Below are 13836 nucleotides of genomic sequence, written 5' to 3'. Positions count from 1 at the left end.
GGTTGCGTGTCGCGCGTTGACGAGATGAAACCTGATCGAGCGCGATCGGGACCAGCGCCGAACGCTGGAAATCACACCGCGACGAACCGCGCGGGGAGGAAGCGACTTCGGGGGAGGAGCGGTCGGATCAGACGTGGTCGCGGATGACGTCGTTGACGGCGTGCTGAAAACCGTTGACCAGGACCTGGATCGTCAGCGGCCGGAGCTGGTCGGTCGCCGCGCGCACGCGTTCCCGCTCGTCCTCGGGGCGGCCGTGCTCCACGTAGGGGCGCAGCACGTTCGCCGCGAACAGCTCGCGCAGTTCGGTGGCGATCTGCGCGGTGTGCTTCTCGACGATCCCCTTGGCCTGCACGAGCATCTCCAGCGGCAGCCCCAGGTCGAGGATCTGCAGTCCCACGCCCAGCATCGCCGGGCTGGGCAGCCGCAGCTTGTCGGGGTCGTCGATGCGCTGGAGGATCCCCAGTTCCACCAGGTGCTCGACCAGCTCGTCGTCCAGGTGGCGGCCTGCGCGGCGGTCGAGTTCGTGGCGGTCGAGCTCTTCGGCGTGCTCGTCGGTCCACGGGGCGATCAGCGCGCGCTGCAAGGCCAGTTCGTCCGGCGAAGAGCCCTCCGGGATGCGCTGAAGGTGGCGTTCGATGGCCGACAGCGTGAAGCCCAGCGTCTGCAGCTCGCGGATCAGATCCAGTCGCGCGAGGTGCTCGGCGCCGTAGAGTCCGAGACGACCGCGCAACCGCGGAGGCGGCAGCAGGCCGCGCGACGAGTAGAAGCGGACCGTCCGCACGGTCACCCCGGCACGGGCGGCCAGTTCGTCGATGGTGAGCTCTTCGTCCGCAGTTCGGAGCATGCCGACACGCTACTCCTTGACCGCTGTAACACCAACGATGTAACACTGATTGCGTCGTGATTCGTGTGTCGCGTGACACAGCGTTGTCCGAGGGCTCGGGCTTCCGCGTCGTGGGGAGAGGATCTGTCGTGACGGCAAGGGGTGGCCCGCTGGCCGGGGTGAAAGTCGTCGAGCTCGCCGGGATCGGTCCCGCACCGTTCTGCGCGATGCTGCTGGCCGACCTCGGAGCGGACGTGGTCCGCGTCGACCGGCCCGGCGGGTCCGGTGGCGACGAGGACCTGCTCAACCGGGGCAAGCGCTCGGTGCAGGTCGACCTCAAGCACGAGCAGGGGCCGCAAGCGGTGCTGGCGCTGGCAGCCGAAGCCGACGTGCTGCTGGAGGGACTGCGTCCCGGCGTCACCGAACGCCTCGGCGTCGGCCCGGAACAGTGCTGGGAGCTCAACCCCCGACTGGTCTACGGGCGGATGACCGGGTGGGGTCAGGACGGCCCGCTCGCGCACACCGCCGGCCACGACGTCGGCTACGTGTCGCTGACCGGCATGCTGCACCTCATCGGACGCAAGGACGGCCCGCCGCAGGTCCCGGCCAACCTGCTCGGCGACTTCGGTGGCGGCGCGATGTACCTGGCGGTCGGCGTGCTCGCCGCCCTGCTGGAGGCCCGCGGCAGTGGCCGCGGCCAGGTCGTCGACGCGGCCATCGTCGATGGAACCGCGCACCTCGGCGCCATGCTGTGGGGCTTCTTCAACTCCGGTGCCTGGAGCACCGAGCGCGGCACCAACCTGCTCGACACCGGTGCGCCCTACTACGACGTCTACGAAACCGCCGACGGCGAACACGTCTCGGTGGGTGCGCTGGAACCCAAGTTCTACGCCGAACTGCTCGACAAGCTCGAGCTGACCGGCGAGGTCCCCGACCGCGACGACCCGTCGAACTGGCCCGAACTGCGGAAGGCCTTCGCCGAGCGGTTCAAGCAGCGCACCCAGCAGGAGTGGACCGAGATCTTCGACGGCTCCGACGCCTGCTTCGCCCCGGTCCTGTCCATGGCCGAAGCCGACGAGCACCCGCACCTGGCGGCCCGCACAACCCTGCTGCGCCGCGACGGGACCGTTCAACCCGCCCCAGCGCCACGCTTCAGCCGCACCCCGAACCCCGAACCCGGTGCGGTCGCCACCCCTGGGGCGCACACCGAAGAGGTGCTCCGCGATTGGGGACTTCCCCGCGAGCTGCTCGATTCCGGGGCGATGCGCTCCACGCCGCAGTGACCCGCGGCGCACCCGACCGACAGAACCGTCCCCTTGAAGCGGCGTGTCGGGCAGTGGATGACAGGAAGGTTCCCTTGCTCGCACTGCCCGCCACCAACCGGAAGGAAGCGTGACCATGCGCAGGGAGTTGTTCGAGCCCGAACACGAGGCGTTCCGCGAGACGGTTCGGACCTTCGTCCACAAGGAACTCGTCCCGCACCAGCAGGAGTGGGAGGAAGCCGGTCAGGTCAGCAGGGAATCCTGGCGCGCCGCCGGTGAGCAAGGCCTGCTCGGTTTCGCCGTCGACGACGCCTACGGCGGGGGCGGTGTCGACGACTTCCGCTTCAACGTCGTCTTCGACGAAGAACTCGTCCGCGCCGGGGTTTCCGGCTTCGGCTCGCCCCTGCACAACGACATCGTCGCGCCGTACCTGATGAAGCTGGCCAACGACGAGCAGAAGCAGCGCTGGCTGCCCGGGTTCTGCTCGGGCGAGCTCATCTCCGCGATCGCCATGACCGAACCCGGCGCCGGCAGCGACCTGCAGGGCATCCGCACCACCGCGATCCGCGACGGGGACGACTACGTCCTCAACGGGCAGAAGACCTTCATCAGCAACGGCATCATGTCCGACCTGGTCATCGTGGTGGCCCGCACCGACCCCGACGCCGGGCACCAGGGCATCAGCCTGCTGGTGGTCGAGCGCGGCATGCCCGGCTTCGAGCGCGGCCGCAACCTCGACAAGATCGGGCAGAAGGCGCAGGACACCGCCGAACTGTTCTTCAACGACATGCGCGTGCCGGCCCGCAACCTGCTCGGCGAAGAAGGGCAGGGCTTCGTCTACCTGATGCAGAACCTGCCGCAGGAGCGCCTGTCGATCGGTGTCGCCGCGATCGCCTCCGCCGCCAAGGTCCTGGACATCACCAAGGAGTACTGCCGCGAACGCACCGCGTTCGGCCGCCCCATCGGCAAGTTCCAGAACACCCGCTTCGAACTCGCCGAGATGGCCACCGAGGTCGAGATCGGCCAGGTTTTCGCAGACCGTTGCGTGCGTGACCACGTGCGCGGTGAACTGAGCATCGAGCACGCAGCCATGGCCAAGTGGTGGCTCAGCGAGCTCAACAAGCGCGTCGTCGACCGCTGCCTGCAACTGCACGGCGGGTTCGGCTACATGACCGAGTACCCGGTGGCCAAGGCCTACCTGGACTCGCGGGTGCAGACGATCTACGGCGGCACGACCGAGATCATGAAGGAGATCATCGGGCGTTCCATGGGATTCTGACGGGGCCTGCGGTGACCGGCAGACCGCCGGTCACCGCTCCCGCCGCGAAGGAGGCGAGCCGTGGACTGGATGATCGCCCCTGATCCCACCGGGCGCGCGCTGCGCGACGTGCTGCCGTCGATGCTGTCCGCCATGGGGGTCGAGGGCTTCACCGACACGATCGGGATCCCGCCGTGCCGCAACGCCCTGGTCCTGCTCATCGACGGCCTGGGCCACGAGCTGCTGCGCGAGCACGCCTCCGACGCGCCGTTCCTGGCGAGCCTGCAGAACGCGCCACCACTGACAGCGGGGTTCCCCACCACCACGGTCACCAGCATCACCTCGCTGGCCACCGGCCGCTGCGCCGGTGAGCACGGCGTCGTCGGCTACACCTTCGCCGAACCGGGCGGAGGACTGCTGCACCCGCTGAGCTGGACCGCCCGCAGCGCGCCGTCCGGCGACGACGAGCGGGCCAGCATGCTGGAGAAGTGGCCACCGGAGCAGGTGCAGCCCCACACCACCGTGCTCGAACGCGCCGAGGCGGCGGACGTCGACGTCCGCACCGCGGTGCCGCACCACTTCCACGGCACCGGACTGACCAGGGCCTCGTTGCGCGCAGGACGGTTCCGCGGCGTGCGGGAGTTGGGAGACCTCGCCGCAGAGCTCCTCGACGCGGCCACCAGCCCCGGGCCCACCCTCTGCTACGGCTACCACGGCGGCGTCGACCTGCTCGGCCACATCCACGGACCGGGTTCGGTCCAGTGGCGGCTGCAGCTGCGTCAGGTCGACGCGTTCGTGCAGATGGTCGCCGAACAACTACCGCCCGGCGCGGTGCTCGGTGTGGTGGCCGACCACGGCATGGTGGAGATCGACCCGACCGGCGTGATCGACGCCGACAGCGACCCGGCGCTGCAGGAGGGTGTCCGGCTGCTCGGTGGCGAGGTGCGCGCCCGCCACGTCTACACCTGGCCAGGGGCCCGGGAGGACGTGCTGGCCGCCTGGCGGGAGACCATCGGCGACCGCGGCTCGGTGCTCACCGCGGAAGACGCCGTCGAAGCGGGCTACTTCGGGCCGGTGTCGGCATCCGTGCGCCCGCGCATCGGAGACGTGCTGGCGATCATGCGCACCACCGGGGTGGTCAGGTCGGTGGTCGAGCCGGGGGAGTCGACGCTGCGCGGCCACCACGGTTCGCTGACGGCCGCGGAGCAGTGGGTGCCGGTGCTGCTGACGGGCGCGGAGGGCCCATGACGGACGTCGGCTTGTTCGGGCCGAGGACGGTGACCTGGCACCTGCACGGCGATCCGACGATGTGGCTCGCGGGGATCTGCAGCCTGTTCCTGCAGGCGTTGCACCCCCGTGCGGTGGCCGCGGTGGTGCAGAACTCGCGGTTCCAAGAAGACCCGATCGGCAGGCTGCGCCGCACCAGCGACTTCGTCGGCGTCTCCACCTACGGGACCACCGCCAAGGCCGGCGCCGCCGCCGAACGCGTTCGCCACGTCCACCGCACCCTGAGCGCCCGGGACCCGCGGACGGGCGAGCCGATCCGCCTCGACGACCCGGACCTGCTGCTGTGGGTGCACTGCGCCGAGGTCGCCACGTTCGCCGAGGTGGTGCGGCGGGCCGGGTTCCCGCTCAGCGATGCCCAGCACGACCGCTACTTCACCGAGCAGCGCCGGTCGGCCGAACTCGTGGGCCTCGACCCGCAGCAGGTGCCCGGGTCGCGGGCCGAGGTGGCCGACTACTTCGAGCACGTGCGTCCCGAGCTGGCGCGCACGCAGGACTCGGACGTGGTGGTGCGGTTCCTGCACCGCCCCTTCACCTCCCCGCAGCTGCGGCCGCTGAACCTCGGCTACCTGCCGATCGGGCACCTGGCGTACTCGCTGCTCCCGGACTGGGCGCCCCGCCTGCACGGCAAGCGCGCGCTGCCCGCTGCGGTCGCCACGGCCGGCGCCCGTGCGTTCCGCGCCGTGGGACGCGCCGTGCCCGACCGGGTGCGCTACCGGTTCCCCAGCGGCCACGTGCTGGCGGCGGTGGAACGCCTCGGTGACGAGGTCTTCCCCTCGGCGAAGGCGCTGGCCGAGCTCTAGGAATCCGGCGGCGAGCAAGGGAACCTTCCTGTCACCCGTGCCGCGGCTCCGACCTGCGCAGATCGTCTCTGACGTGCATATTCGGGCACACTCGTAAGGGGAAGACGCATCTTGTCCACCTCTTGTATCTATGTTGTGAGCAACCTAGTATTCCCTTTTACGGAACCGTTTTTCTGCTAGGCGGAAGTTTCCCGGGAGGCTGAACAATGCAGTCGGCCAGTGTCGAAGCCGAACGCGCGGTGGACGAGTCGACCGCGCTGGATACCGCGATAGGGGAGTTCCGCGCGGCCTTGCCAGACGGCTCGGTGATCACGGACCCGCAGCGGCTGCGGACCTACGAATGCGACGGGCTGGCCAGCCACCGGGTCATCCCAGCCGTCGTCGTGCTGCCGGAGACCGCCGAGCAGATCCGGGACGTCGTGCGCACCTGCGCCGCGCACGGGATCCCGTTCGTCGCCCGAGGCGCCGGGACCGGGCTGTCGGGAGGCGCCCTCCCGCACTCCTCCGGCGTTCTCGTCGTCACCTCCAAGATGCGGCGCATCCTGGAAATCGACGCCGACAACGAACGCGCCGTCGTCGAGCCGGGCGTGATCAACCTCGACGTCACCAAAGCCGCCGCACCGCAGGGCTACTACTTCGCCCCCGACCCCTCGAGCCAGCAGGTCTGCTCGGTCGGGGGCAACGTGGCGGAGAACTCCGGCGGCGCGCACTGCTTGAAGTACGGCTTCACCGTCAACCACATCCTCAGAGTCGAAGTGGTCACTCCCGACGGTGAACTCGTCGAGCTCGGCTCCGACGCGCGTGAAGCTCCCGGCTACGACCTGCTGGGGGCCTTCATCGGCAGCGAGGGGACCCTCGGCATCGTCACCAAGATCACCGTGCGGTTGCTGCGCAAACCCGAAGCAGTGCAAACCCTGCTCGCAGGGTTCCCCTCCACCGACGACGCAGGCGGCGCCGTGTCGGCGATCATCGCCGAGGGCGTGACGCCCGCAGCGATCGAGATGATGGACGCCCTGTCGATCGAAGCCGCGGAGCAAGCGGTTCAGTGCGGATACCCCGAGGGTGCGGGTGCCGTGCTGGTCGTCGAGCTCGACGGGCCGGCGGCCGAGGTGGAGCACACCTTCACCGAAGTCGAACGCCACTGCCAGGAGCACGGCGCGTTCGAGATCCGGGTCGCCGCCGACGACGCGGAGCGCGCCATGATCTGGAAGGGCCGCAAGTCGGCCTTCGCCGCCGTCGGCCGCATCAGCCCCGACTACATCGTCCAGGACGGGGTCATCCCGCGCACCGCGCTGCCCGAGGTGCTGGGCCGCATCGCCCGCCTGTCCAGCGATTCCGGCGTCCGCGTCGCCAACGTCTTCCACGCCGGCGACGGGAACCTCCACCCGCTGGTGCTCTTCGACGACTCCGAACCCGGAGCGGGTGAACGGGCCGAAGCCGTCTCGGGCGCCATCCTCGACCTGTGCATCGAGCACGGCGGCTCCATCACCGGTGAACACGGCGTCGGAGCGGACAAGGTCAAGTACATGGGCCGCATGTTCACCGCCGACGACCTCGACACCATGCAGCGAGTCCGCTGCGCGTTCGACCCGACGGGAATCTGCAACCCCGGCAAGGTCTTCCCCACTCCGCGGCTGTGCGGGGAAGTACCGGGTCGGCGGAAAGGTGTGCACCCATTGACCGAAGCGGGATTGGCGGAGCAGTTCTGATGCCCACGAAAACCACCGACGCGGCCCACGGCGCGCTGGTCGCCGCACTTGGTGCCGACCACGTCACCGTGCCGGCGCGCGACGACGACCCCCACGGGATCGGCCACTCGCTGGTGGCCGAGGTCGCGGGAACCGAGCAGGCCTCGGCCGCGATGAAGGTCGCCGCAGAACACGACCTGCGCGTCCTGCCCAAGGGCTCGGGCAGCAAGCTCGACTGGGGCGCGCCACCTCGTGACGTGGACCTGCTGCTGGACGTCTCCCCCGCCAACGAGGTCGTCGAGCACGCAGCAGGCGACCTGGTGGTGCACGCGCTGGCCGGCACCCCCATCGCCGAGATCAACCGCACCGTGCGCGCCGGCGGTCAGCAACTGGCCATCGACCAACCCATCGAGTCCGCCACGGTCGGCGGGGTCATCGCCACCTCCACCTCCGGACCCTGCAGGCACCTGTTCGGAGGCGTTCGGGACCTGCTGATCGGCATCACCGTCGTGCTCGCCGACGGCACCGTCACCACAGCAGGCGGGAAGGTCGTCAAGAACGTCGCCGGCTACGACCTCTGCAAGCTCTACACCGGCTCGTTCGGCACCCTCGGTGTCATCACCGAGGCGGTGTTCCGGCTGCACCCCGTCGCCGCCGAACACCGGTGGATCACCGTCACCACCGACGAGCCCGCCGCGGCGGCGGCCGCCGCCGACACCATCCGCCACTCGCAGGAGATGCCGACGGCCATCGAGGTCGACCGGCCCACGGGCGGACCGCTCGTGGTGTGCGGGCAGTTGGAAGGTCGCCCTTCTGCCACCCACGCGCGGGCGCTCGAGCTGGCGGAAAAGATCGGTGGTGAGGTCACCGACCAGCCGCCGCAGTGGTGGGGACAGCACCCCTTCACCGCTGACGGCACCGGGTTGCGGGTCGGTGCCGAGCCGGTCGCCATGGCCTCCCTGCTGACCGCGATCGAGCAGCGCTCCGGCGACCTGCCAGTCACGGTGCGCGGGGCCATCGGGCTCGGCGTGCTGCACCTCGGCGTGCCCGCCGACGCAGATCCCGCCGACATCGCCCGGCTCACCGCCGACCTGCGCGACAGCGGCACCTACGCCGTGGTCGAGCGCGCCCCCCGCGCGGTCCTCGACCACGTGGACCCGTGGGGTCCCGTCGCCGCGGGACCGTTCACGCTGATGCGCCGCACCAAGGACCAGTTCGATCCGCAACACCGGCTCGCCCCCGGCCGGTTCGTGGGAGGAATCTGATGACCGAGACCCCCGCCCGCCACGGTGCCTTCGACGCCTTCAACCCTCCGCAGCGCGAGCTCATCGACGACTGCGTGCACTGCGGGTTCTGCCTGCCCAGCTGCCCCACCTACGAGCTGTGGGGCGAGGAGATGGACTCCCCTCGCGGTCGCATCTACCTGATGAAGGAAGGCCTCGAAGGCGAACCTCTCACCGACAACGTGGTCGAGCACTTCGACGCCTGCCTGGGCTGCATGGCCTGCGTGACGGCGTGCCCCTCCGGTGTGCAGTACGGGACGCTGATCACCGAGACGCGTGCCCAGGTCGAACGCCACCACAAGCGCGGGCGCTTCGAGAAGCTGATGCGCACCGCGATCTTCACGCTGTTCCCGTACCCCAAGCGGCTTCGTGCGATGCGCGGTCCGCTGGCCCTCTACCAGCGCAGCCGCCTGGGCAAGCTGCTCAAGCGGACCGGCCTGATGGGCAAGCTCCCCGCGGGCCTGCAGGTGATGGAGTCGCTGGCGCCCCCGATCAACCGCGTGGAGAAGCTCCCCTCACGCGTCCCGGCCCAGGGCACCAAGCGCGCGACCGTCGGCATGATCACCGGCTGCGTGCAGTCGGCGTTCTTCCCCGACGTCAACGCGGCCACCGCACGCATCCTCTCCGCCGAAGGCTGCGACGTGGTGGTGCCGCCCTCGCAGGGGTGCTGCGGCGCGCTCAGCGAGCACTCCGGTCGCGAGGAAGAGGCGATCCGGTTCGCCCGCGACCTGCTGGACACCTTCGAGGAGTCCGGCGTGGACCACGTCGTCATCAACTCCGCCGGCTGCGGCTCGACCCTCAAGGAGTACCCGCGGCTGCTCCAGCACGACCCGGAGTACCGGGAGAAGGCCGAGCGGTTCTCGGCGAAGGTGCGCGACATCGCGGAACTGCTCGTCGAGCTGGGACCGGTGGCGGAACGACACCCGCTGCCAGTGAAGATCGCTTACCACGACGCGTGCCACCTCGCCCACGGTCAGGGGATCCGGTCGCAACCGCGCGAACTGCTGCGCGCCATTCCGGAACTGGAGCTCAGCGAGATCAACCGGGCCGAGCTGTGCTGCGGTTCGGCCGGCGTCTACAACCTGCTGCAGCCCGAGGCGGCCCGCGAGCTCGGTGACCGCAAGGCCGCCAACGTGCTCGACACCGGCGCACAACTCCTGGTCACGGCCAACCCGGGCTGCTCGATGCAGATCCGCACGGCCCTGGAGCGCCGCGACGAGGAGATGTCGATGGCGCACACCGTGCAGGTCCTCGACGCCTCGATCCGAGGCTTGGGAGCGGAATCGCTGCTGCGGTGATCCGCTGGTCCGCGAGTGGAGCGGGGTCGCCGTTGCGGCGGCCCCGCTCCGTCGTTGTGCAGCAGGGGGACCTTCCTGCTGAACCTCAGCTGGATCCGTGGGTGAATGATGAGCGGAAGGTTCCCATGCGTGGAACGCACGCTGCTCCACCTGGCCGACAGCGCCGCAGTCATTGACTGTGACAGTATCGGTGTCACACTCTGGGTGGAGCACCTGCCGCAATGAGGAGGCACGCCACACATGTCCGAGGCGTTCGTCTACGACGCGATCCGCACACCGCGGGGTCGTGGAAAGAAGAACGGTTCCCTGCACGGGGTGAAACCGATCACCCTGGCCGTGAACCTGATCGAGGAGCTGCAACGCCGCCATCCGCAGCTCGATCCCGCGCTGATCGACGATGTCGTGCTCGGCGTGGTCTCGCCCGTCAGCGATCAGGGCGGTGACATCGCCAAGACAGCCGCGATCGCCGCCGGCCTGCCCGAGACGGTCGCCGGTGTCCAGCTCAACCGCTTCTGCGCATCCGGGCTGGAAGCCGTCAACATCGCCGCGCAGAAGGTCCGCTCCGGCTGGGAGGACGCGATCCTCGCAGGCGGGGTCGAGTCCATGTCCCGCGTCGCGATGGGCTCCGACGGTGGCGCCTGGGCGATGGATCCCGAGACCAACTACGCCACGTCGTTCGTGCCGCAGGGCATCGGCGCCGACCTCATCGCCACCATCGAAGGCTTCGACCGCGGAACCGTCGACGCCTACGCCGCCGAGTCTCAGGACCGCGCCGCCAAGGCCTGGGCCGACGGGCGCTTCGCCAACTCCGTGGTCCCGGTCAAGGACCGCAACGGCCTCACCGTCCTCGACCGCGACGAGCACGTCCGTCCCGGCACCACCGCCGAATCCCTCGGCGGGCTCAAGCCCTCCTTCGCCGACATCGGCGAGCTCGGCGGGTTCGACTCGGTCGCGCTGCAGAAGTACCACTGGGTCGAGCACATCGACCACGTGCACACCCCCGGCAACTCCTCCGGCATCGTCGACGGCGCCGCGCTGGCGTTGATCGGCAGCAAGGGGCTCGGGGAGCGCACCGGTCTCAAGCCGCGCGCCCGCATCGTCTCCGCCGCTCTCTCGGGTGCCGACCCGACGATCATGCTCACCGGCCCCGGCCCCGCCGTGCGCAAGGCGCTGAGCAAGGCCGACATGAGCATCGAGCAGATCGACTTGATCGAGATCAACGAGGCCTTCGCCGCAGTGCCGCTGAAGTTCATGAAGGAGTTCGGCGTCGGCCACGACAAGGTCAACGTCAACGGCGGTGCCATCGCCATGGGCCACCCGCTGGGTGCCACCGGCGCGATGATCCTGGGCACCGTCATCGACGAGCTCGAACGCCGCAACCTCCGCTACGGCCTGGCCACGCTGTGCATCGGTGGCGGCATGGGCATCGCGACCATCGTCGAACGGATCGGCTGAGGGACACATCAGACATGAGCGAGCAGAACACCATCCGCTGGGAGTCCGACGCCGACGGCATCGTCGTGCTGACCCTGGACGACCCGCAGCAGCAGGCCAACACCATGAACCTGCGCTACCAGGCGAGCATGGACGCGACCCTGCAGCGCCTGGAAGACGAGCGCGACAACATCACCGGCGTGGTCCTCACCTCCGCCAAGAAGACCTTCTTCGCGGGCGGTGACCTGCACGAACTCATCCAGGCCCGGCCTGACGACGCCGGGTCCGTCAACGCCACCACCGCCAACGTCAAGAAGCAGCTGCGCCGCCTGGAGACCTTCGGCAAGCCCGTGGTCGCCGCGCTCAACGGCACGGCGCTCGGCGGCGGCCTGGAGATCGCGCTGGCCTGCCACCACCGCATCGCCCTGAACGACCCGAAGGCACGCTTCGGGTTCCCCGAGGTCAGCCTCGGCCTGCTGCCCGGCGCCGGCGGCGTCGTGCGCAGCGTGCGACTGCTGGGCATCTCTGACGCACTGCTCAACGTCCTGCTGCAGGGCCAGCAGCTGCGCCCGGACAAGGCACTCAAGACCGGCCTGGTCCACGAGGTCGTCGACACGCGCGACGAGCTGCTGTCCAAGGCCAAGGCGTGGATCAAGGCCAACCCCGAAGCCGCCCAGCCGTGGGACGCCCCTGGTTACAAGATCCCGGGCGGCACCCCGTCGAACCCGAAGTTCGCCGCGAACCTGCCCGCGTTCCCGGCCAACCTGCGCAAGCAGCTCAAGGGCGCCCCCATGCCGGCGCCGCGCAACATCATGGCCGCCGCGGTCGAGGGCAGCCAGGTCGACTTCGACACCGCGCTCGAGATCGAGGGCCGCTACTTCGTGGAGCTGGTCTGCGGCCAGACCGCGAAGAACATGAGCAAGGCCTTCTTCTTCGACCTGCAGCACATCAACGCGGGCGGCAGCCGTCCTGACGGTGTGCCGGAGTTCCGGGCGAAGAAGGTCGCGGTCCTCGGCGGCGGCATGATGGGCGCCGGCATCGCCTACGTCTGCGCCAAGGCCGGCATGCAGGTCGTGCTCAAGGACGTCTCGCTGGAGAACGCCGAGAAGGGCAAGGACTACTCGGTGAAGCTCCTGGAGAAGGCTGTGGCCAAGGGCCGCTCCACGCAGGAGAAGGCCGACGAGCTGCTCAGCCGCATCACCCCGACCGCCCAGGTGGAGCCGCTGTCGGGTTGCGACCTCGTGATCGAGGCAGTCTTCGAGAACCTCAAGCTCAAGCACCAGGTCTTCGGCGAGGTCCAGGACGTCATCGACAGCGACGCCCTGCTGTGCTCGAACACCTCGACGTTGCCGATCACCGACCTCGCCGAAGGTGTCCGCAACCGCGAGGAGTTCATCGGCCTGCACTTCTTCTCGCCGGTCGACAAGATGCCGCTGGTCGAGATCATCTCGGGCAAGCAGACCAGCGACCGCGCGCTGGCCCGCGCGTTCGACGTCGTGCGTCAGATCAACAAGACGCCGATCGTGGTCAACGACAGCCGCGGCTTCTTCACCAGCCGCGTCATCGGGACCTTCATCAACGAGGGCGTGGCCATGCTGGCCGAGGGGATCCACCCCGCCTCCATCGAGCAGGCCTCCTCGCAGGCCGGTTTCCCGGCGCCGGTGCTGCAGCTGTTCGACGAGCTGACCCTCACCCTGCCGCGCAAGATCCGCGACGAGTCCAAGGCCGCCATGGAAGCAGCAGGGGGCACGTGGGATCCGCACCCCGCCGAGCAGATCATCGACCGCATGGTGGAGGAGTTCGACCGTCCCGGTAAGTCGGGCGGTAAGGGCTTCTACGACTACGTCGACGGCAAGCGTGCCGGTCTGTGGCCGGGTCTGGTGGAGCACTTCGGTTCCGCCGACACCGACCCGTCCGAGGTCGACTTGAACGACCTGAAGGAACGGATGTTGTTCGCCGAGGCCTTGGAGACCGTGAAGTGCCTCGACGAGGGCGTGCTGACCTCGGTGCCGGACGCCAACATCGGTTCCATCATGGGCATCGGCTTCCCGCCGTGGACCGGCGGAGTCGTGCAGTACATGAACGGGTACCCGGGCGGGCTCTCCGGTTTCGTGGCACGTGCCCGCGAACTCGCGGAGCGCTACGGCGACCGGTTCCAGCCGCCGGAATCACTGGTCAAGCGTGCTGCCAACGGCGAGCCGTTCGACATCGGTGAGCCGGACGTGGAGATCGTGAAGGCCACGTCGGCTGCCTGAAGGGGCTGACATGACGAAGGCGCCGGGTCCGAGAGGACCCGGCGCCTTCGTGCTCGCTCAGTTCGCGGTCGGGTGGTCCACGACCGGGGCGTTGACGCACTTCGGGGCCTGCGGCGACAGAACCGGAACCACCGCGCCGAGGGCGGCGACGTTGTCTCCGCACAGCTGCACCGGAACGGCGCTGATGTTGTTGTCGTTCGCCCCGTTGACGCCCTCGTTGTCCGCGCTGTCGGCGAACGCCGGGCCGGCCAGGGCCAGCATGGCGGTGGCAGCGCCGGCGACGCCGGCGATACGTGCAGCGGTACGCACTGTCGTTCTCCTCACGGATGACTGTTCTTCAGGGTGCTCACCCTTGCGGCGCAGGGAATTCCTGCGCTTCTCCTGCGTCGCGCGGCAGAGTCTGCGACACGACGCTTTTCCGAGTCGAACTCATACGGGCGTTTTCAGC

The 13836-nt window shown here is 69.3% G+C and carries 11 protein-coding genes; 9 read left to right on the top strand and 2 right to left on the bottom strand.

Features of this window, described 5'->3' with window-relative positions:
• Positions 1–127 precede the first annotated feature (127 nt).
• Complete coding sequence (locus EIL87_RS23595) at positions 128–844, bottom strand: MerR family transcriptional regulator (RefSeq protein ID WP_125092785.1); 717 nt, start codon at positions 842–844, stop codon at positions 128–130.
• A gap of 128 nt (positions 845–972) precedes the next feature.
• Here EIL87_RS23595 and EIL87_RS23590 point away from each other — a divergent pair, with 128 nt between their 5' ends.
• The 9 genes from EIL87_RS23590 to EIL87_RS23550 all read left to right on the top strand — a co-directional run bounded on the left by EIL87_RS23590 (position 973) and on the right by EIL87_RS23550 (position 13388).
• Positions 973–2106 carry a CaiB/BaiF CoA transferase family protein gene (locus tag EIL87_RS23590; protein WP_125092784.1) on the top strand — a complete coding sequence of 378 codons (1134 nt, stop codon included), beginning with the start codon at positions 973–975 and terminating at the stop codon, positions 2104–2106.
• Positions 2107–2221: 115 nt separating this feature from the next.
• On the top strand, positions 2222–3364 hold the full coding sequence (locus EIL87_RS23585; RefSeq protein WP_125092783.1) for an acyl-CoA dehydrogenase family protein: 1143 nt from the start codon (positions 2222–2224) through the stop codon (positions 3362–3364).
• Between the two features lie 69 nt (positions 3365–3433).
• Entirely contained in the window at positions 3434–4591 is a 1158-nt protein-coding gene (locus tag EIL87_RS23580) for an alkaline phosphatase family protein (RefSeq protein WP_199740621.1), read from the top strand.
• Positions 4588–5430, top strand: coding sequence for an oxygenase MpaB family protein (locus EIL87_RS23575; protein ID WP_125092781.1), 843 nt, complete (start codon positions 4588–4590; stop codon positions 5428–5430). Before EIL87_RS23580 ends, EIL87_RS23575 begins: the two co-directional genes overlap by 4 nt.
• A gap of 206 nt (positions 5431–5636) precedes the next feature.
• Positions 5637–7139 (top strand): FAD-linked oxidase C-terminal domain-containing protein, encoded by a 1503-nt coding sequence (locus EIL87_RS23570; RefSeq protein ID WP_125092780.1) that lies wholly within the window; start codon positions 5637–5639, stop codon positions 7137–7139.
• Positions 7139–8383, top strand: a complete 1245-nt coding sequence (locus EIL87_RS23565; RefSeq protein WP_125092779.1) for an FAD-binding oxidoreductase — start codon at positions 7139–7141, stop codon at positions 8381–8383. Before EIL87_RS23570 ends, EIL87_RS23565 begins: the two co-directional genes overlap by 1 nt.
• The gene (locus tag EIL87_RS23560) at positions 8383–9699 is read left to right on the top strand and encodes a (Fe-S)-binding protein (protein WP_125092778.1); all 1317 of its coding nucleotides are present in this window, start codon (positions 8383–8385) and stop codon (positions 9697–9699) included. Before EIL87_RS23565 ends, EIL87_RS23560 begins: the two co-directional genes overlap by 1 nt.
• 240 nt (positions 9700–9939) lie before the next feature.
• Entirely contained in the window at positions 9940–11154 is a 1215-nt protein-coding gene (locus EIL87_RS23555) for an acetyl-CoA C-acetyltransferase (protein WP_125092777.1), read from the top strand.
• 14 nt (positions 11155–11168) lie between these two features.
• Entirely contained in the window at positions 11169–13388 is a 2220-nt protein-coding gene (locus EIL87_RS23550) for a 3-hydroxyacyl-CoA dehydrogenase NAD-binding domain-containing protein (RefSeq protein WP_125092776.1), read from the top strand.
• Positions 13389–13445: 57 nt separating this feature from the next.
• Here the strand turns inward: EIL87_RS23550 and EIL87_RS23545 are convergent, their stop codons facing one another.
• On the bottom strand, positions 13446–13697 hold the full coding sequence (locus EIL87_RS23545) for a hypothetical protein (protein WP_233576530.1): 252 nt from the start codon (positions 13695–13697) through the stop codon (positions 13446–13448).
• Positions 13698–13836 lie beyond the last annotated feature (139 nt).

The organism is Saccharopolyspora rhizosphaerae (assembly GCF_003931915.1).
Lineage (GTDB): Bacteria > Actinomycetota > Actinomycetes > Mycobacteriales > Pseudonocardiaceae > Saccharopolyspora > Saccharopolyspora rhizosphaerae.
This window is presented reverse-complemented; position numbering and strand designations above follow the sequence as displayed.